The sequence below is a fragment of the Micromonospora reichwaldensis genome (assembly GCF_031845925.1).
GTDB classification, from domain to species: Bacteria; Actinomycetota; Actinomycetes; order Mycobacteriales; family Micromonosporaceae; genus Micromonospora; species Micromonospora reichwaldensis.
Map to the genome: position 1 here is coordinate 336,048 of NZ_JAVRFL010000001.1, position 17,447 is coordinate 353,494.

Genomic DNA, 17,447 nt, shown 5'->3' on the forward strand with positions numbered 1-17,447 from the left:
CCGGGTGCGATGGAGCTGGAGCAGCGCGCCGCCGAGGAACAGGAGTCCCAACCCCACGTCGGCCGCCGCGGTGTCAGAGCCGCTTGAACGTCTGCGACGGGCTTGGCTACTTCCGGCGTGTGGGCCACGCTGCCCAAGCCGCAGCGACGGCACAGAGCATCAGGCAGACGAGGAGGCAACTCAGCGCGCCGCAGAGCACCGCGCCGAGGGCTCCCAGACTCTCCACGGGCATGATCGTTCCACGCCGAGACCCCGACCAGGACGGGAGCCCCGACCGTCGATCTCGACGCCCTCGGGCCCGGGTCCACTGTCGTACCGTGTGCCGGTGAACAGCCAGGACCGAAGTACGTACCTGGCCGCCGCCGCGGCCAACCTGACCTACAACGCGCCGCTCGGCGAGGAACGGGTGGCGGACCTGGTCCGGCGACTGGCCCCCACCGGGCCGGGCTGGCGGGCCCTGGACCTGGGCTGCGGCGACGGCGAGCTGCTCCTGCGGCTGTGCGAGGCCCACGGCATCGCCGGCGACGGGGTGGAACGCCTCGCCGTCGACTCTGAACGGGCCCGGCTGCGCGCGACGGAACGGGGAGCCGCCGAGCGGGTCATGTTCCACGGCACGGACGCGGCCACCTGGGACCGGCCCGCCCACCTCGTCGTCAACGTCGGGGCCGGCCAGATCTGGGGCGACGCCGCGCGAGCCCTCGCCGCGCTGCACCGGCTCACCCTGCCCGGCGGCAGACTGCTGTTCGCTGACGGCTTCTACCAGGCCAGCCCCGGCGCACAGGTCCGCGAGATCTTCGGCGACATGCCCGACCTGGCCGGCCTGACCCAGCTCGCCGTGGACGCCGGGTTCCGACCGTTGCACGTCGCCGTGTCCACCCTCGCCGAGTGGGACGACTTCGAGTCCGACTGGCGCGCGGGCATCGAGCGCCTCGGCACGCCGGAGGCGCGCGCGTTCGCCGACGAGCGGCGCGTCGAATACCTCACCGGCTACCGCGACGTCGTCGGCTTCGGCTGGCTGATCCTGACACCGGCCTGACCGCTTCGCCGGCGAGGCGGTGCAGCCAGGCAAGGTCGGCGCGGTCCACGTCGCGCGGTTCGTAGCCGCTGTGGAACAGCAGTTGCTGGGTGACCGAGATGCAGTCGACCCGGCGACCGGCGATGGTGCCGGTGGTGAAGCAGCCCTTCGGCCAGCGGAAGGTGCCGCCGTCGAGGCCGGCCTGGTGGCCGTCGCCGGCCTCGTCGAACGTCAGCGGATGCAGGTCGACCCGCCCCCGTCCGTCGGCGACGACCTCGACGCGGACCGGCCGCCAGTCGGTCTCGACGACGTAGCCGAGCCGGCCGAGAGCTCCCAACGCCGCGGCCTCCTGCTCCGCGGCGATGGCCAGGTCCAGGTCGCGGTGCGCACGGGTCTGGTGTCCGACGAGCGCATCGACGCCCCAGCCGCCGCCGATCCAGGCCCGGCACCCGGCGGCGGTGAGAGCGGCCAGGACGGCGTGGACCTCGTGGGCGTCCGTGTCGGCGGTCACGACCACCGTTCTAGCCTCTGCGGGCAGGGCTCAGCCACCGAATTCCACCGCCGGCCGGCCGGACGGCGGCGAGACCGCCGCGTTCCCGCCGAGCATCGACGGCGACCAGGCGCGTTGCCGCAGCACGACGAGCGGTTCGAGGCCCCGTAGGCCCGGGGCCGTCGCGAAGGGGCCAGGATTGGTCGTACGGGCCGCCTACGCTCTCGCCGTGATTTCGGACCTGACCCGGTTGCTGAGTTCGCTACCGCCCGCGACGCTGCCGCCCGGCCGCACCGTCGAGCCGGAGGACGGTGGACCGCCGCCGTACTGGCTGAGCGACGCTTCGGCCGATCCGGGACTGTGGGCGCGAATGCGGTCGCGGCATCCGGAGTCCGGGCTGTGGCCGCTGCTGCTGAGCGGGTTGTCGAGCGACGAGAGGCGCCCGTGGGTCGCCGGCGAGGTGTCTCCGGCAGACATGTCGTCGCCGGAGCGCCACGACGTGGCGGAGTTGCTGGCCCGATGGTGGGCCGGCTGTACGACGGCCGACGAGGACGAGACGTCGGCCGCCAGGGCCCCGTTCGGCCGCAACTGGCCCGGTCTCGCCAGGCCCGGTGACCTGGCGGAGCCACCCGACGTGCTCGCCGACGAGTGCGTGGAGTTCCTCGTGGACGGGCGGACGCGTCTCGGGCTCGTGCCGGCAGCCCGCAGCGCGGACACCCTGGCCGTGGTGGGCTGGTCCAGCCCGACGAACCACACGGGCGACGCCGGGGAGATCTCGGCGGTGCTGCGCAGCTGGGAGGACCGGTTCGGCGTACGGGTGGTCGGCGTCGGGTTCGCCACCCTGAACCTCAGCGTCGCCGCGCCACCGACGTCCACCGGGCACGCCCTGGCAGTCGCGGCCGAGCACTTCGCCTTCTGCCCGGACAACGTCTGGCAGGGCGCCGGATCCCTGACCGCCTACGCCGACCAACTCCTCGGCATGCACTCCTGGTCGTTCTGGTGGGACTGACGACGGCGCAGAGCCGGTAGGACTGGCGCCGGAGAGCTTTCGTCGGACACGGCCGCCGCCCGACGCCGCCACCTCCGACGTCGCCCCGCCGCCCGATGCCCGGCGTCAGCCGACGGCGGCCGTCGGCTGCGGGCTGCGCCGGGGTACGGCGGCCAGCGCCAGCCCCAGCAGCGCGCTCGCCGCGCCCACCACGAACAGCAGCGAGCCCGTTGGCTGACCCAGCCACTCCCACAGCGGGTGCCACGTCGGGTGCGGCTCGGTGCGGTGATGCTGGAACAGGCTCGGAACGGTCAGCAGTACGGGCGTCCACCAGAGGAACAGGGTGATCGCGAGCAGGACGCTGACCGCTCCCCGGGCGGGATGCCCCGCCTCGGTGCGCCGGCTGGCCCAGCCGAAGACCAGCCAGCCGAGGGCCGCTCCCAGCAGGCCCCCGGCGACGCCGGCCGGCAGCACGGCCGGCGGGGCCGTCCGGCTCAGCGCCAGCGACAGGTTGCTGCCGTCGGGCGAGGGCGGGGCGGCCACCTGGAGCTGGAGGACCGTGTCGCCGCGCCGGGCGAGCAGGGTGGTGTCGGTGATCGTGACGACCTGGACGCACGTCTTGTCGACACAGCCCGGGTTGCTGCGGACCTCCGGCTCGTACACCTGCCAGCCGGTCTCGCGCAGGCGCCGCTGCGCCAGGGCGAGCGTCTCGTCGGCGGGCATCGGGGGTGTGCCGGCCGCGCCGGCCACGACGGCGCTCTGCTGGTATTCGCCGCCGTCCCCGAGCAGCAGGTTGTCCAGCGCGCGGACGGTGAGCGGCTGGCTGTAGAAGGTGAAGAACGCCGGCGCCAGGTCGACGTCGCCGAGCTCGTGACCGGGCAGCACGGCGGCGAAGACGGCGGCCGTCTCGGTCCGGTCGGGCTGCGGCGCGGAGGTCTCCCAGGCGGCCCGGGTGGCGAGGGCTGCGGAGAACAGGCCGTAGATGACGGCGGTGAGGGTGGCCCAGACGCCGACCGTGCGGCTGGCCGGTCGTCCCAGCCGGCAGCGCAGGCCGTGCCGGATCAGGTTGGCGGCCTCGCGCGGCGTCGGCCGGGTGCGGTCCGGCGGCGCCGCGTCCAGCAGGACCCCGACCATCTCGTCGGCCCGGGCCTGCCGGTAGGCGCGGGGGTGGCAGAAGAGCAGCCGCCGGTAGCGGCGGGCGAGCGGGTCGCCGGTCGTCGGCATGACTGTCCTTCCGATCGGTACGCACCGACGGGTCGGTGCGGGCGGTCAGGCGGTGCCGGGGCGGAGCGCGCGCAGCCGGCTCTCGGCGGCGGTGGCGAGCTGGCGCAGCCGGGCGGTCTCGACGTCCAGGGCGCGGATCCCGTCGGGGGTGAGGCGGTAGTAGCGGCGGAGCCGGCCGTCGACGGTCTCCTCGCGGTCGGGCGCGATGAGCCCCTGGGCGTGCAGCCGGTCGAGCGCGGCGTAGAGGGTGCCCGGCAGCAGGGTGACGCGCTGTGCGGACAGGGCGGTGACCTCGCGGATGATGCCGTAGCCGTGCCGGGGGCCACCGGCGAGCGCGGTGAGGATCAGGAAGGTCGGCTCTCGCATCGCGGTCACGGGCGACACCATATTCAGATCATCGATATATGGTCAAGGCTCGCCCGACCGCGACGGCCTGGCCCGCCCTTCGCCACGAGGCCTAGGCTGGCGATCATGCGGATTGGCATCGTGATCCTTCCCGACCAGCGTTGGTCCGACTCGCGTCGCCGCTGGTCCCAGGCGGACGAGTGGGGCTTCGACCACGCCTGGACGTACGACCACCTGGGCTGGCGGGACCTGGTCGACGGGCCCTGGTTCGACTCCGTGACCACGCTGACCGCCGCCGCGACGGTGACCTCCCGGGTCCGGCTCGGCACGCTGGTCGCCTCGCCGAACTTCCGTCACCCGGCGGCGTTCGCCCGGCAGGTCACCGCACTTGACGACGTCTCCGGCGGGCGGCTGCTGCTCGGCCTCGGCGCCGGCGGCATCGGCTTCGACTCGGCCGTGCTGGGCGGGGAGACGCTGCCGCCGCGCCAGCGGGTGGACCGGCTCGCCGAGTTCACCGAGCTGCTCGACCTCATCCTGCGCGAGGACGGCACGACCTGGCACGGGGAGTGGTTCACCGCCGTGGACGCGCGGAACAACCCGGGCTGCGTACAGACGCCCCGGGTGCCGTTCGTGATGGCCGCCAACGGGCCCCGGTCGATGCGGCTGGTGGCGCGCTTCGGTCAGGGCTGGGTCACCACCGGCCCCGACGAGGACGACCTGGAGGGCTGGTGGAGCGGGGTGGCCGAGGCCGCCGCCCGGATGGACGCGACGCTTGCCACCGCCGGCCGCGACCCGGGCACCCTGGACCGCTATCTCTCGCTCGACTCCGCGCCGGTCTTCTCGCTGCGCAGCGCCGAGTTCTTCGCCGACCAGGTCGGCCGGGCCGCCGCCCTCGGCTTCACCGACGTGGTCACCCACTGGCCCCGGGCCAGCAGCTGGTACGCCGGCGACGATGCCGTCCTGGCGGACGTCGCCACCCGCCTGCTGCCCGAGCTGCGTCGCGCCTGACCGGGCGCCGTCGCCGGAGGCGTCAGCCCGGCCGGTGGACGCGTCGAACCGGCACGCTCAGGTGCCGAGGTCTCCGGTGGTGATGCCGCCGTCGCCGCCGGAGACCAGCCGGAACCGGATGCAGACGACCTCGCTGTCGTCGGTGACGGGGGTGCCCACGCGCGCCCAGTAGGCGGCGTGACCGGCGCGCCACTCCTCGATGGAGCGATCCCCCTCCCCTTCGGAGCGGGCGAAGTCCCACGGCACGTCCGCGAAGCGGACCACCTCGACGCCGGTGACCTCCACGACGCCGACCAGCGCGTCCCCGTCGTCGACGAGGACCAGCCGCTCGCCGGCGTGCTCCAGCTCCTCACCCTCCTCGGCGTACTCGGTGGTCAGCCCGGCGGTCGCCGTCTTCACCCCGGCGAGCACCAGGGCGTTGAGCCGCGTACGCAGTTCACCGGGGGTGCCGAGGGCGAGGGTGCGCAGTCCACCGATCCGAGGCCACATCCTGCCGACCGTACCGTCGCCGTCGATCACCCGTCGTGGCATTTCCGCCCCCACCGTCGGTGCGGCGGGCGCTACGGTGGGTGGGGCGACGATCGGGAGGCGGCATGGCGGACAGGCGCGCGGTGCTCATCCCCGGCCGGGGCTACGACACCCGGTTCCCGCTCTTCGTCTACGCCGGCGAGGCGCTGCGCCGCGTCGGCTACGCCCTGCACGCCCTCTCGTGGGAGGTGCCGGAGCAGTTCGCCCCCGACCGCGACGGGCCGGGGCCGGCCATCGAATGGGTGGTCGGGCAGGTCGCCCCGACCCTCGCCGAGCCGACGCACCTGCTGGTCGGCAAGTCGCTCGGATCGATGGCCACGCCGCTCGCGGCCGACCGCGGGCTGCCGGCCGTCTGGCTCACCCCGCTGCTGCACGTGCCCGCCGTGGTCGACGGGCTGCGCCGCGCCACCGCGCCGTTCCTGCTGGTGGGCGGCACGGCGGACCCGTCCTGGGACGGCCCGCTCGCCCGTCGGCTCACCCCGCACGTGGTGGAGATCGAGCAGGCCGACCACGCGCTGATGGTGCCGGGCCCGTTGGCCCGCTCGGCGGAGGCGCTCGGCAGGGTCTGCACGGCCGTCGAGGACTTCGTTCAGATCAGGTGACCGGCATAGCCGGCGGCGGCGAGCACCCGCTCGTCGCCGCTCGCCGCGTGCGCGTCCAGCACCGCGTCGGCCAGCTTCACCACGTGCGCGTCGCCGTGCCGGGCGGCCCGGGCGAAGACCTCCGCCGGGGCGCCGGCAGCCACCGCCGCTGGCGTGGCCGGGTGCGTCGGGGCGTACACCGAGGTCACGGCCGCCGTCGCGGACCAGGCCGCAGCGACGCTCGCCGCCCACAGCGCCGGATCGAGAGCCGGCAGCGTACGCAGCACCGCGGTCGGGGCGGTCACCGCGTGCACCAGCATCACGGGCTCGGCGTGCCCGAAGCGCAGGTAGTCGAGGCTGGCGCCGTGCACCAGCGCGACCAGGTCCCGCTCGGCCCCGGCCGGTGTCCCCGCCGGCCGCAGCGCCGCCACTGCGGCCGGCCACCGCGGTACGGCCGGCAGCCGGCCCAGTCGTTCCCGGATGCCCCCGGTCCGGTCGGCGATGCGGGGCAACCCGGCCAGCGCGGCGGCGACGTGCGGCTCCACATCGCTGGCGACCGGGGTGCCCGGGGTCGGCAGGTCTCGTCCGGCCGGGCCGCCCGCGGTCGACGGGTGCCGTGCGTCCGGCCGGGCGTGGCCGTCGCCGGGGACAGCGCCTTCCCCGGCCGACGCGGCGTGACCCGGGTCGACCGACCCCGCACCGCTGGGTCGGGCGGCGCCGGGGACCGGCTGCCACCGGGCGGCCCAGTAGGCGAGGGCCTGGCCCAGCTCGGCGAGCCGCTCGGGGCGCTCCGCCGCCCCGCCCGTGGACGAGGTGGGTGCCCCCAGGGCGCGGACGGCGTGACCGACCCGGATGACGCCGTGGGTGGCGCCGGCGGCGATGCCCGGCAGCAGCCGGGGCCACCAGGTGCCGAGCACCTCCCGCCAGGGCCGTCCCCGCAGCTCCCGGTCGAAGTGGGTGAGCCAGTCCCCGGCCCGCTTCGGGTCGCCGAGCGCCTCGCGCCAGTCCCCGATCGGCCGCAGGCCGCGCGGCAGCTCGTCCAACCGCCCCAGGTACGCGTCCAGCCAGCGGTGCACCACCCCGTCGTGGCCGTGCCGGACCAGCGCCTCCACGGCCATCGGCCCGTGGTTCGAGAGCCAGCCCTCGTACTCGGGGCCGGTGCGGTGCAGCCGTCGGTACGCCTCGTCCAGGATCTCCTCACCCATGCGGCGATCCTCCGACCTCAACCGAGGTTCAGGTCAAGCCGTGAGGTCCGCCCCGTCCACGAGCCCCCGCACGCGCAGCTCGGTGGCGATCGCCGGAGGGCAGTCCAGCACGACCGCGGCGGTGCCGACCGGTTCCGCGCCCCGCGCGGCGCAGATCTCGTAGAGCGCGCGCACCTGTGCCCCGGTGGCCACCCAGTCGTCCACCACCAGCACCCGGTCACCCCTTTGCAGGCCGTGGTCCCGCACGGCCAGGTCGACCCGTCGGCCCCGGAAGTCCGGTGGGCTCTGCGCCCAGGTGAGCGCCCCGGCGGGCAGCCGGCCGTCGCCCGGCTTGTGCGCCGGCACGAAGCCGACGCCGAGCGCCGTCGCGGCGAGCGGACCGAGCAGGTATCCGGTGACCGCCGGCGAGACGACCACCGTCGGCCGGGCGGCCCGGAACGGCTCCACGAGGGCCGGTCCCAGCCGGGCGAGGACCTCCGGGTCCCGCCACCAGCCGGAGACGTCGCTGACCAGATGGGTGGCGCCGGGGCCGGGATCGATCCACCTGACCAGCGCGGCGAGGCGTCCGCTCAGCTCGGAGGGCATGGCCCATCCTGCGCCACGCGGTCTGGCTGGCCGTCGAGTGGGTGACCCCGACGGGGACCGGGCCGGGCGGTCCGCCCCGCACCCGGGCCGCCCGGCCCACGTCGGGTCGGATGATCGGGTACACGTATCACTGCAATTACGGTCATACCACCATGATCACGTTGACTTCGGATGTGCTTCTCTCGTTACGGTCCGACCCGGTTTGTTCAGATGACGAAAGGACCGGGCCGGTGGCTGGCAGGCACTCCCGTACCCGCATGTTCTCCTCGCCGGCCGGCCTCGCGGCCACCGCAGCGGTCGGGGTCGCCCTCGCCGTCGGCGGCACCGTCGGCGCCGTCCAGCTGACCTCAGGCGCGGAGCCCGCCCGGCCGGCCGCGGTCGACCTCGCGCCCAGCGACCTGCCGACCCCGGCGGCCCCCACCTCGCCGGCAGCCCCGCCGGCCGTTACGCCGAGCGCCAGCGCGTCGCCGAGCGCGACCGCCAGCCCCAGGGCCAGCCGGTCCGCCCAGGCCCCCTCCCGGAGCAAGCCACGCACCGCCGCGCCGAAGCCCACCGCGACGAAGAAGAGCAGCACCGCCCGCCCGGTCGTCGACAGCGGCTCGTGCGGCGCGTCGTTCTATTCCGAGGGGCAGCTCACCGCCAACGGCGAGAACTTCGATCCGTCCGCGCTGACCGCCGCCCACAAGACCCTGCCGTTCAACACGAAGGTCCGGGTCACCAACCCGGCGAACGGCAAGTCCGTGACGGTGCGCGTCAACGACCGTGGCCCGTTCATCGCGGGGCGTTGCCTCGACCTGTCCCGGGCCGCGTTCGCCCAGATCGCCTCGCTCGACGCCGGCCACGTGGACGTCCGCTACGAGGTGCTCGGCTGAGCGTCGGCCGGGTGGCGATCGGTCCGGCGACACGGTCCGGGTGGGCAGAACATGCTCGGACGACGGGCCAGGTTCATTCACCCGCTCACGTCCATCAGGCATGCTGTCCCTCGTACGCACGCGACCCTTCCAGTCGGGCCCCGGCCCACTGAGCCCCGGATCCCGCGCCGGCCTCGGCGCGGCCTTCGTCCTGCTCGCGATCGTCTCGGCCGTGGAACTGGCCGACGGCCGCCCGGCGAACTACATCGCGCTCATGGTGGCCGCGCCGTTCCTGACCGCCGCGCTGGCGTCGTGGCGGATCGTGCTCGGCGTGGGCCTGGCCGCCACCGCCCTCGGGGCCGGCTTCGCGCTCTGGGAGGAGACCGTGGCGCTTCCCACCACGGTCGCCGTCGCGGGCATCGCGCTGGGCACCGCCATCGCGGTGGCCACGGCGGCCGTACGGCAGCGGCAGGCCGAACGGATCGCCGAGCTGTCCCGGCTGGCCTCGGTCGCCCAGCAGGCAGTGCTGCGCCCGCTCGGGCCACAGGTCGGCACGCTCTCGGTGGCCGCCAGGTACATCTCGTCCACCGCCACCGCCGAGATCGGCGGCGACCTGTACGAGGCGGTCGACACGCCGTACGGGGTGCGGATGATCATCGGTGACGTGCGGGGCAAGGGCCTCGACGCGGTCCGGCTCGCCAGCATCGTGCTGGGTTCGTACCGGCACGTGGCGTACGAGCGGGCGGACCTGCGGGCCGTCGTGACCGACCTGGACCGGGCGGTGGCCCGGAGCGTGGGCGACGAGGACTTCGTCACCGCCGCGCTGGTCGAGGAGCGGGGCGGGACGCTCACCATCGTCAACTGCGGCCACCCGCCGCCGCTGCTGCTGCGCCGGGGCGCCGTCATCCCGCTCGAACCGCCGGCCCCCGCCCCGCCGCTGGGCTTCATGCCGGTGGTACGCCCCCGGGTCGAGCGGCTGGAGCCCGGCGACCGGCTGCTGCTCTTCACCGACGGGCTCGGCGAGGCCCGCCGGGACGGGGAGTTCTTCCCGACCGCCGACCGGGCCTGGCGGCTGCTCGGCCACGGCACCGTCGGCGACGGGCTCGCCTCGCTGGAGACCGCCCTGGTCGAGTGGGTGCACGGCCGGCTCGACGACGACATCGCCCTGGTCCTGATGGAGTACACGGGCTCGCGCGGCGCCGCCACGGTGGCCGTCCCCAGCTGGGAAGTCGGCGCGGCCGAGAGCTGAGCCGGGGCCGCTCGGCGCCCGCTTCCGCAACCCGAACGGCAAGTGTGTAATCGCCGTCACTTCGGTGATCGGCTTGTCGCTGCCTACCCATCGGTAATACAGTCTGGAGTTACTGATCGGTAACACCTGTCCGGAAGCGGGGCCAGCGAGCATGACCCACTACAAGAGCAACCTTCGGGACCTCGAGTTCAACCTCTTCGAGGTCTTCGGGGCGGACCAGGCGTTCAGCCAGGAGCCGTACACGGACCTGGACGTCGACACCGCACGCGACATCCTCGCCGAGGTCGACCGCCTCGCCCGTGAGGATCTGGCCGCCAGCTACACGGACAGCGACCGCAACCCGCCGGTCTTCGACCCGGCCACGCACACCGCGCCGCTGCCGGAGTCGTTCAAGAAGTCGTACCGGGCGTTCATGAACTCCGAGTTCTGGCGGCTGGAGCTCCCGACGGAGCTGGACGGCAGCAACGCGCCCCGGGCGCTCGTGTGGTCCCTCGCCGAGCTGATCCTCGGCGCCAACGCCGCCGTGTGGATGTACTCCTCCGGCCCGTCCTTCGCGCACGTGCTGCACGTCGAGGGCACCGAGCAGCAGAAGCGGTGGGCGAAGCTCTTCGCCGACAAGCAGTGGGGCTCCACGATGGTGCTCACCGAGCCGGACGCCGGCTCGGACGTGGGTGCCGGCCGGGCCCGCGCCATCCAGCAGCCCGACGGCTCCTGGCACATCGAGGGCGTGAAGCGCTTCATCACGTCCGCCGAGCACGACCTGAGCGACAACATCATCCACTACGTGCTGGCCCGCCCGGTCGGCGTCGAGGGTGTCGGTGGCCCGGGCACCAAGGGCCTCTCCCTCTTCGTGGTGCCGAAGTACCACTTCGACGAGAACACCGGCGAGCTGGGCGAGCGCAACGGCGTCTTCGCCACCAACGTCGAGCACAAGATGGGCCTGAAGGTCTCCAACACCTGCGAGGTGACCTTCGGCGAGCACGGCGTACCGGCCAAGGGCTGGCTGCTGGGCGAGAAGCACGAGGGCATCCGGCAGATGTTCATGATCATCGAGAACGCCCGGATGATGGTCGGCACCAAGGCCATCGCCACCCTCTCGACCGGCTACCTGAACGCCCTGGAGTACGCCAAGAGCCGGGTGCAGGGCGCCGACCTGACCCACATGGCGGACAAGACCGCACCGCGCGTCACGATCACCCACCACCCGGACGTGCGCCGCTCGCTGCTGCTGCAGAAGGCGTACGCCGAGGGCCTGCGCGCCCTGGTCTGCTACACCGCCACCTGGCAGGACAAGGTCGCCATCGCCGAGGCGGCGGGCGACGAGAAGGCGACCAAGCTCGCCAAGCGGGTCAACGACCTGCTCCTCCCGCTGGTCAAGGGCGTCGGCTCGGAGCGGGCGTACGAGCTGCTCGGGCACGAGTCGCTGCAGACCTTCGGTGGCTCCGGCTTCCTCCAGGACTACCCCCTGGAGCAGTACGTCCGGGACGCGAAGATCGATACCCTCTACGAGGGCACGACCGCGATCCAGAGCCTCGACCTGATCTTCCGCAAGATCGTCCGGGACAACGGCAAGGCCCTGATGGCGGTCGCCGGCGAGATCCAGGAGTTCATCGCCACCGAGGCCGGCAACGGTCAGCTCAAGGAGGAGCGGCTGGCGCTGGGCAAGGCGCTCGCCGAGATCCAGACCATGCTGGGCGTCATGACCGGCTGGCTGGGCGAGGCGCAGGGCGGCGACACCCGGGCGCTCTACAAGGTCGGCCTGAGCAGCCGCCGCTTCCTGCTGGCGATCGGCGACCTGGTCGTCGGTTGGCTGCTGCAGAAGCAGGCCGACGTGGCCCTGAAGGCCCTGGCCGGCGAGGTCTCCGCCGCCAACAAGGCGTTCTACACCGGCAAGGTGGCCGCCGCCCGGTTCTTCGCCCGCGAGGTGCTGCCCCGCATCGGCGCCGACCGGCGGATCGTCGAGAGCACCGACCTGGACGTCATGGACCTCCCGGAGGAAGCCTTCTGAGATACGCCGTAGCGCCCCACGGCGCGACGGCGGGGTCGGGAACGACCCGGACATGATCGGCCCGACGGCCGGCGGGCAACAGCTCGCCGGCCGCCGTCGTCCACCCCCCCTTCCCCGAAACCGCCCCGAGCCTGGTCTCGCTGCCTCCGACCGTCGCGAGCCTGGTTCCGCTGCCTTTCGTCGGCGGCCCGCACCCTGCGCCAGGAGGCACGTCAGGCCGCCGCCCGGCGCTGTCCGCACCGCCCCACCCCACCCGGCGCCGCGCCGCGCCGCGCCGCACAGGTTGATCATGAAGTTATTGCCTACGGAAAGCGCATTCCAAGGCAACAACCTCATGATCAACACTGAAAAGGGTGCGGAAGCGCGGGCAGGGGCGGGGCCGGACCTGGGCGGGGCTGGGTCCAGGTCGGGGCTGGGCGGGGCCGGGTCTAGGCGGGGCTGGGCGGAGTGGGTCTGGGGTCAAGCCGATCACGCAGCGTCATCAATCGGCCGCCTCTCCGACTTGCTCCTCGCCGTCCTTTGCTCTGCATCCGCGGAGGCGCCACCAACTCTGGGTGTCTGTTGCGTCCATGGATGCAGAGCAAAGCGTTCGGGGAAGGGGTGCCGGTGAGGGCTTCAGGTCGTACCTACTGGTTAACAATTAGGCATTGATGCCCGTTTTGCGGGTGGTGCTGCCTAGTGGCCGTAGTTACGGGGAGTAGCGGCACGGATTTAAGGGGCTGCGGTCGCCGTGTGTAGTCGTGGCGGCGCAATCGGGTCGGGTGGGAAGAGCGGTGGCTGGCCCGATGGTGCGGGTTCCGCTGGCTATTCGGGGACGCCATCCGGGTAGCCGGGCGGTGTGGCGGGTAACCGTCGCGAGGCCACGTCAGAGAACGCCCAGAGCCACCGCACGGGGGAGTGCAGCGCACATGGGCATTGGTAGCGGAATCTTCCTGATCGCCATCGGCGCGATCCTGACCTTCGCCATCAGAGCCAACGTCTGGTGGGTCGACCTGCGCGCGGTCGGCTGGGTGTTCATCCTGGCCGGGCTGGGCGTCCTGCTCACCACGCTCTGGTTCTGGCAGGACCGGCGCAAGCGGGCGCGGACCCTGATCGTCGAGGAGAACCGGCTCTCGCACCCGACCGCGATGATGCCACCGCCGCCCGATCCGCCGCCGCCGACGGCGCCACCGTCCTGAGTCACCGCCACCGCCACGGCGCCGCCACCGCCACCAGCGGTGCCTGCGGTTGAGCCACCCGCCACGTACCGGCGGGTGGCTCAGCCACGTGCGGTGTGCCGGTCGGTGATCGGAGCCCTGCTCGGGCGCAGCTCCGGCCAGTCGACGTCGGGCCGGTGCACCACCACGTCGCTGGTGCGCATTCCATCCTGGTCCGCCCGCTCCGGGTCGAGCAGCGCCGAGAGGAGCGAGATGCCCGGGTTGTGTGCGATCAGCAGCACCGTACGGGCGGTCGGGTCGACGTCCCGGACCAGTGTCAGCAGGTCCTCTGGGTGCGCCTCGTACGCGTCGGCCTCGTAGCGCACGACGGGAGCGGGGCCGGCCGAGCCGCCCTCCGGTGGGGAGCCGGTCATGCCCATCGCCACGCTGTGCCACGTCTCCCGGGTGCGCCGGGCGGTCGAGCAGATGACCACGTCCGGCAGTAGGTCGTGCTTGGCCAGCCAGGCGCCGGCCGCGGCCGCGTCGGCCTGACCCCGTACCGCCAGGGGACGCTGCACGTCCGGCACCACCTCCCCGGGCGGCTCGGCCTTGGCGTGCCGGAGCAACACCAGCCTGCGTCCCCGGGCGGAAGCGTCCGTCATGCCCTCAGCTTGCCCGATTGGCGATCAGAGCGCCTGGGTAAGTCGATGGATGCCGCAACCTCACCGATGGCCGCGGCGGAAGGAAACGCCAGGGGACAGCCGAGGAGGCGACGAGATGGGCTTTGGTGGCAGTATCTTCCTGATCGCGTTGGGTGCGATCTTCGCGTTCGCCGTGGAGGCGGATCTCGGCTGGCTCAACCTGGCCGTGGTCGGCTGGGTGCTGATGCTGGCCGGCGTGGCCGGCCTGCTGCTCACCCTCCACTTCTGGAACTCGCGCCGTCGGGCCGTGGTCGCCCCGGTGCGCGGTGAGCGTGTGGTCGCCGAGCAGGTCGTGCCGGTGCGGGACGACCGGGTCGTGGAGGAGTACCGCGAGGTGCGTCAGCCGCGCCGCACCGTCTGACGTCAGGACGGGACAGCTTCTTTTCCGGGGGCTCCGCCACGCGGCGGGGCCCCCGGATGTGTCCGTCCGTCAGGCGAAGAGGGCGAAGTAGATGGCGATGTGGTGGCAGAGCGCGGCCACGAGCGTGCAGGCGTGGAAGAACTCGTGGTGGCCGAAGACGGTGGGCCAGGGGTTGGGCCGGCGGAGCGCGTAGAAGACCGCGCCGACGCTGTAGATCGCGCCGCCCACGATGAGCAGCACCAGGGCGGTGACGCCACCCTGGTGCAGGATGTCGGGCAGCATCGCGACCGAGACCCAGCCGAGCGCCAGGTAGAGCGGCGCGGAGACCCAGCGCGGGGCGTGCGGCCAGACGAGCTTGAGCGCCACGCCAGCCAGTGCGCCGCCCCAGACCAGCGCCAGCATGATCGTGGCCGGCCGGGGTTCCAGCAGCAGTACGCAGAACGGCGTGTAGGTGCCGGCGATGAACACGAAGATCATCGAATGGTCCATCCGGCGCATGATCTGGTAGCCGCGCTCGGACCACACCCGCCGGTGGTAGAGGGCGCTCGTGCCGAAGAGCCCGCAGACCGTCAGGCTGTAGATGAGGCAGCTGACCAGCGGGGCCCAGCCGGGTCGGGTGGAGGCGACCGTGCTGAGCACGATGCCGCAGAGTCCGGCGACGAAAAACGCGTACGTGTGGAGCCAGCCGCGCATCCGGGGCTTACCGATGTCGACCGGCTTCAGTCGAAGCGGGGCGGGGGTGGTCACGCCATTAGGCTACGACACCGTAGGTTACTTTCAAGTAGTGCGTCCGGTCACGTGGGACGGCGGGCGACCGCCCCTGGTGTCGTGCACCGGTCGGGGAGTATGGCGGCATGCGGATCCGACCCGTCGGCGCCCACGCCCTGCTGATCGACTGTGCCGACGCCGACCAGGTGGAGGCGTGGCGGGCCGAGCTGTGGCGGCGGCGCGAACGCGGTGAGCTGACCGCCGTCGAGATCGTGCCGGCGGCCACCACCGTCCTGCTCGACGGGGTGCCGGACCCGGCCACGGCGGCTGCGCGGATCGCCGCCTGGCCGCCCCGACCAGGCGCGCCGACCACCACCGCCGCGCCGAGGACCACCGCCGCGCCGAGGACCGCCGGCACACCGGGGACCGCCGGCACACCGGGGACCGCCGGCACACCGGGGACAGCCGACGCCGGGGAGGCTTTCGAGGCCGCCGCTGAACTGGTCGAGGTGCCGGTGACGTACGACGGGGAGGATCTGCCTCTCGTCGCCGAGCACTGGGGCGTGGACGTGCCGACAGTGGCCGACCGGTTGGGGCGTACCCCGTTCCGGGTGGCCTTCTGCGGCTTCGCCCCCGGGTTCGCCTACCTCACCGGGCTTCCCGCCGAACTGGCGGTGCCCCGGCTGCCCACCCCGCGCTCCCGGGTGCCGGCCGGCTCGGTCGCCCTGGCCGGCCCGTACGCGGGAATCTATCCGGCGGCCTCGCCCGGCGGCTGGCTGCTGGTCGGTCGTACCGCGATGGCCCTCTTCGACGTGCACGCAGACCCGCCCGCCCGGCTCACCCCGGGCACCCGGGTACGCCTGGTGGCCGCGTGACCCGGGTGGTCGAGGTGCTCCGCGCCGGGGCGCTGACCACCGTCCAGGACCTCGGTCGGGCCGGCTGGGCGCACCTCGGCGTACCCCGGTCGGGCGCGCTCGACCCGGCGGCGCTGCGGCTGGCCAACCGGCTCGTCGGCAACCCGGAGTCCGCCGCCGGCCTGGAGATCACGATGACCGGCTGCGAGCTGCGGTTCCTCCGCGCGACGGCGGTCGCGGTGACCGGTGCCGATGCCGCCGTACGGGTCGACGACCGACCCGGTGACGTGGGTCGGCCGCTGGCGGTGCCGGCGGGCGCCGTGCTGCGGATCGGCCCGCCCCGCGACGGCCTGCGCAACTGGCTCGCGGTCGGCGGCGGGTTCGCCGTCGAGCCGGTGCTCGGCAGCCGCGCCACCGACACCCTCTCCGGGCTCGGCCCGCCGCCACTGCGCGACGGCGACCGGCTGCCCCTGGGCACACCGGCCGGACCGCCCGCCCCGGTGGACGTCACCCTCGCGGCGCCCACCCCGACCGAGCTGCGGCTCACCCTGCGCCTCGGCCCACGCGACGACTGGTTCACCGCCACCGCGCTGGACCGGCTGTTCGGCAGCGCGTACACGGTGAGCCCGGTCAGCAACCGGGTCGGCGCGCGACTCACCGGCGCGGCGCTGCCCCGCGCGGTGGCCGGGGAACTGCCCAGCGAGGGCATCGTGCTCGGGGCGGTGCAGGTGCCGGCGGACGGCCAACCGTTGATCTTCCTCGCCGACCATCCGACCACGGGCGGGTACCCCGTCGTCGGGGTGGTGGACGACGTGACCCCGCTCGCGCAGGCCCGGCCAGGGACTACGGTCAGGTTCCATGGACCTCAACGCTGACCTCGGCGAGGGATTCGGCATCTGGCGACTCGGCGACGACGCCGCGCTGCTGGACCTCGTCACCTCCGCCAACGTCGCCTGCGGCTTCCACGCCGGCGACGCGTCCACCATGCGCCGGGTGTGCGAGGGCGCCGCCGAGCGCGGGGTGGCCGTCGGCGCGCAGGTCGGCTACCGGGACCTCGCCGGCTTCGGCCGGCGGCACATCGCGTACGCCTTCGCGGAGCTGCGCGACGAGGTCACCTACCAGCTCGGCGCCCTGGACGCGTTCTGCCGGCTGTTCCGCACCCGGGTCCGCTACCTGAAGCCGCACGGGGCGCTCTACCACGCCGCCGCCCGCGACGAGACCCAGGCGGCGGCGCTGGTCGCGGCGGTCGGCGACTACGACGACCAGCTGCCGGTGCTCTGCCTGCCCGGCTCGGTCCTCGCCCAGCTCGCCGCCGGCGCCGGGCTGCGGGTGGTCGCCGAGGGCTTCGCCGACCGGGGCTACCTGCCCAACGGCTCGCTGGTGCCGCGCACCGCACCCGGGGCGCTGGTCACCGACCCGGAGGAGGTGGCCGTCCGGGCGGTGCGGATGGCCACCGAGCGGACCATGGTCGCGGTCGACGGCAGCGTCGTCCCGTGCCCGGTCGAGTCGATCTGCCTGCACGGCGACACCCCCGGCGCGGTCCGCTGCGCCGAACTGGTGCGCGCCGCCCTGATCGACGCGGGGGTCGCGCTCACTCCGTTCGCGTGAAA

Annotated in this window: 20 protein-coding genes; 12 read left to right on the forward strand and 8 right to left on the reverse strand. The window is 73.7% G+C overall.

Annotated elements, in window-relative coordinates; genetic code table 11:
• Positions 1–325: 325 nt before the first annotated feature.
• Positions 326–1,036, forward strand: coding sequence for an SAM-dependent methyltransferase (locus tag RM555_RS01600; RefSeq protein ID WP_311410053.1), 711 nt, complete (start codon positions 326–328; stop codon positions 1,034–1,036).
• Here RM555_RS01600 and RM555_RS01605 read toward each other — a convergent pair.
• Complete coding sequence (locus RM555_RS01605) at positions 981–1,526, reverse strand: nucleotidyltransferase domain-containing protein (protein WP_311410054.1); 546 nt, start codon at positions 1,524–1,526, stop codon at positions 981–983. The two genes, RM555_RS01600 and RM555_RS01605, sit on opposite strands and share 56 nt — an antisense overlap.
• Positions 1,527–1,734: 208 nt before the next feature.
• Between RM555_RS01605 and RM555_RS01610 the strand changes: the two genes are divergently transcribed.
• Positions 1,735–2,514 (forward strand): DUF4253 domain-containing protein, encoded by a 780-nt coding sequence (locus RM555_RS01610; RefSeq protein ID WP_311410055.1) that lies wholly within the window; start codon positions 1,735–1,737, stop codon positions 2,512–2,514.
• A gap of 105 nt (positions 2,515–2,619) precedes the next feature.
• Here the strand turns inward: RM555_RS01610 and RM555_RS01615 are convergent, their stop codons facing one another.
• Both RM555_RS01615 and RM555_RS01620 read right to left on the reverse strand, forming a co-directional pair.
• Complete coding sequence (locus tag RM555_RS01615; RefSeq protein WP_311410056.1) at positions 2,620–3,717, reverse strand: hypothetical protein; 1,098 nt, start codon at positions 3,715–3,717, stop codon at positions 2,620–2,622.
• A gap of 45 nt (positions 3,718–3,762) precedes the next feature.
• A complete protein-coding gene (locus tag RM555_RS01620) occupies positions 3,763–4,083 on the reverse strand; it encodes a PadR family transcriptional regulator (protein ID WP_311410108.1) in 321 nt (106 codons plus the stop codon).
• A gap of 105 nt (positions 4,084–4,188) precedes the next feature.
• Here RM555_RS01620 and RM555_RS01625 point away from each other — a divergent pair, with 105 nt between their 5' ends.
• Positions 4,189–5,070, forward strand: coding sequence for an LLM class flavin-dependent oxidoreductase (locus RM555_RS01625; protein WP_311410057.1), 882 nt, complete (start codon positions 4,189–4,191; stop codon positions 5,068–5,070).
• Positions 5,071–5,127: 57 nt separating this feature from the next.
• Here the strand turns inward: RM555_RS01625 and RM555_RS01630 are convergent, their stop codons facing one another.
• Entirely contained in the window at positions 5,128–5,559 is a 432-nt protein-coding gene (locus RM555_RS01630; protein ID WP_311410058.1) for an ASCH domain-containing protein, read from the reverse strand.
• Positions 5,560–5,663: 104 nt separating this feature from the next.
• Between RM555_RS01630 and RM555_RS01635 the strand changes: the two genes are divergently transcribed.
• On the forward strand, positions 5,664–6,200 hold the full coding sequence (locus tag RM555_RS01635) for an alpha/beta fold hydrolase (RefSeq protein WP_311410059.1): 537 nt from the start codon (positions 5,664–5,666) through the stop codon (positions 6,198–6,200).
• On the opposite strand, the gene RM555_RS01640 is transcribed toward RM555_RS01635, so the two are convergent.
• On the reverse strand, positions 6,188–7,384 hold the full coding sequence (locus RM555_RS01640; RefSeq protein WP_311410060.1) for a hypothetical protein: 1,197 nt from the start codon (positions 7,382–7,384) through the stop codon (positions 6,188–6,190). The two genes, RM555_RS01635 and RM555_RS01640, sit on opposite strands and share 13 nt — an antisense overlap.
• Before the next feature lie 33 nt (positions 7,385–7,417).
• Complete coding sequence (locus RM555_RS01645) at positions 7,418–7,969, reverse strand: phosphoribosyltransferase family protein (protein WP_311410061.1); 552 nt, start codon at positions 7,967–7,969, stop codon at positions 7,418–7,420.
• Positions 7,970–8,199: 230 nt separating this feature from the next.
• Here RM555_RS01645 and RM555_RS01650 point away from each other — a divergent pair, with 230 nt between their 5' ends.
• The 4 genes from RM555_RS01650 (at position 8,200) to RM555_RS01665 (ending at position 13,255) form a co-directional block, all read left to right on the forward strand.
• The gene (locus RM555_RS01650; RefSeq protein ID WP_311410062.1) at positions 8,200–8,841 is read left to right on the forward strand and encodes a septal ring lytic transglycosylase RlpA family protein; all 642 of its coding nucleotides are present in this window, start codon (positions 8,200–8,202) and stop codon (positions 8,839–8,841) included.
• A gap of 100 nt (positions 8,842–8,941) precedes the next feature.
• Positions 8,942–10,069 (forward strand): PP2C family protein-serine/threonine phosphatase, encoded by a 1,128-nt coding sequence (locus tag RM555_RS01655; RefSeq protein ID WP_132235288.1) that lies wholly within the window; start codon positions 8,942–8,944, stop codon positions 10,067–10,069.
• Positions 10,070–10,220: 151 nt separating this feature from the next.
• Positions 10,221–12,077 (forward strand): acyl-CoA dehydrogenase, encoded by a 1,857-nt coding sequence (locus RM555_RS01660; protein ID WP_311410063.1) that lies wholly within the window; start codon positions 10,221–10,223, stop codon positions 12,075–12,077.
• Between the two features lie 908 nt (positions 12,078–12,985).
• Positions 12,986–13,255, forward strand: a complete 270-nt coding sequence (locus tag RM555_RS01665; RefSeq protein ID WP_013730795.1) for a DUF6458 family protein — start codon at positions 12,986–12,988, stop codon at positions 13,253–13,255.
• Positions 13,256–13,335: 80 nt separating this feature from the next.
• Here RM555_RS01665 and RM555_RS01670 read toward each other — a convergent pair whose 3' ends face one another.
• Positions 13,336–13,875, reverse strand: a complete 540-nt coding sequence (locus RM555_RS01670; protein WP_311410064.1) for a SixA phosphatase family protein — start codon at positions 13,873–13,875, stop codon at positions 13,336–13,338.
• Positions 13,876–13,990: 115 nt separating this feature from the next.
• Here RM555_RS01670 and RM555_RS01675 point away from each other — a divergent pair, with 115 nt between their 5' ends.
• On the forward strand, positions 13,991–14,275 hold the full coding sequence (locus tag RM555_RS01675; protein WP_132235282.1) for a DUF6458 family protein: 285 nt from the start codon (positions 13,991–13,993) through the stop codon (positions 14,273–14,275).
• Positions 14,276–14,344: 69 nt separating this feature from the next.
• On the opposite strand, the gene trhA is transcribed toward RM555_RS01675, so the two are convergent.
• Positions 14,345–15,022 (reverse strand): PAQR family membrane homeostasis protein TrhA, encoded by a 678-nt coding sequence (gene trhA / locus RM555_RS01680; RefSeq protein ID WP_311410065.1) that lies wholly within the window; start codon positions 15,020–15,022, stop codon positions 14,345–14,347.
• A gap of 107 nt (positions 15,023–15,129) precedes the next feature.
• Here trhA and RM555_RS01685 point away from each other — a divergent pair, with 107 nt between their 5' ends.
• Genes RM555_RS01685 through RM555_RS01695 form a run of 3 tightly spaced genes read left to right on the forward strand, consistent with a single transcriptional unit; the run spans position 15,130 to position 17,445 of the window.
• The gene (locus RM555_RS01685) at positions 15,130–15,858 is read left to right on the forward strand and encodes a 5-oxoprolinase subunit B family protein (RefSeq protein ID WP_311410066.1); all 729 of its coding nucleotides are present in this window, start codon (positions 15,130–15,132) and stop codon (positions 15,856–15,858) included.
• Positions 15,855–16,712 (forward strand): 5-oxoprolinase subunit C family protein, encoded by an 858-nt coding sequence (locus tag RM555_RS01690; RefSeq protein ID WP_311410067.1) that lies wholly within the window; start codon positions 15,855–15,857, stop codon positions 16,710–16,712. Before RM555_RS01685 ends, RM555_RS01690 begins: the two co-directional genes overlap by 4 nt.
• On the forward strand, positions 16,696–17,445 hold the full coding sequence (locus tag RM555_RS01695; RefSeq protein ID WP_311410068.1) for a LamB/YcsF family protein: 750 nt from the start codon (positions 16,696–16,698) through the stop codon (positions 17,443–17,445). The genes RM555_RS01690 and RM555_RS01695 overlap by 17 nt, the downstream gene beginning before the upstream one ends.
• Positions 17,446–17,447: the final 2 nt, after the last annotated feature.

What these genes read in the sequence shown, in the direction of transcription:
- RM555_RS01645 (WP_311410061.1), bottom strand. Translation starts at nt 7,969, where the DNA reads ATGCCCTCCGAGCTGAGCGGACGCCTCGCCGCGCTGGTCAGGTGGATC.
- RM555_RS01685 (WP_311410066.1), top strand. Translation starts at nt 15,130, where the DNA reads ATGCGGATCCGACCCGTCGGCGCCCACGCCCTGCTGATCGACTGTGCC.
- RM555_RS01660 (WP_311410063.1), top strand. Translation starts at nt 10,221, where the DNA reads ATGACCCACTACAAGAGCAACCTTCGGGACCTCGAGTTCAACCTCTTC.
- RM555_RS01640 (WP_311410060.1), bottom strand. Translation starts at nt 7,384, where the DNA reads ATGGGTGAGGAGATCCTGGACGAGGCGTACCGACGGCTGCACCGCACC.
- RM555_RS01625 (WP_311410057.1), top strand. Translation starts at nt 4,189, where the DNA reads ATGCGGATTGGCATCGTGATCCTTCCCGACCAGCGTTGGTCCGACTCG.
- RM555_RS01695 (WP_311410068.1), top strand. Translation starts at nt 16,696, where the DNA reads ATGGACCTCAACGCTGACCTCGGCGAGGGATTCGGCATCTGGCGACTC.
- RM555_RS01620 (WP_311410108.1), bottom strand. Translation starts at nt 4,083, where the DNA reads ATGCGAGAGCCGACCTTCCTGATCCTCACCGCGCTCGCCGGTGGCCCC.
- RM555_RS01675 (WP_132235282.1), top strand. Translation starts at nt 13,991, where the DNA reads ATGGGCTTTGGTGGCAGTATCTTCCTGATCGCGTTGGGTGCGATCTTC.
- RM555_RS01630 (WP_311410058.1), bottom strand. Translation starts at nt 5,559, where the DNA reads ATGTGGCCTCGGATCGGTGGACTGCGCACCCTCGCCCTCGGCACCCCC.
- RM555_RS01615 (WP_311410056.1), bottom strand. Translation starts at nt 3,717, where the DNA reads ATGCCGACGACCGGCGACCCGCTCGCCCGCCGCTACCGGCGGCTGCTC.
- RM555_RS01635 (WP_311410059.1), top strand. Translation starts at nt 5,664, where the DNA reads ATGGCGGACAGGCGCGCGGTGCTCATCCCCGGCCGGGGCTACGACACC.
- RM555_RS01665 (WP_013730795.1), top strand. Translation starts at nt 12,986, where the DNA reads ATGGGCATTGGTAGCGGAATCTTCCTGATCGCCATCGGCGCGATCCTG.
- RM555_RS01655 (WP_132235288.1), top strand. Translation starts at nt 8,942, where the DNA reads ATGCTGTCCCTCGTACGCACGCGACCCTTCCAGTCGGGCCCCGGCCCA.
- RM555_RS01670 (WP_311410064.1), bottom strand. Translation starts at nt 13,875, where the DNA reads ATGACGGACGCTTCCGCCCGGGGACGCAGGCTGGTGTTGCTCCGGCAC.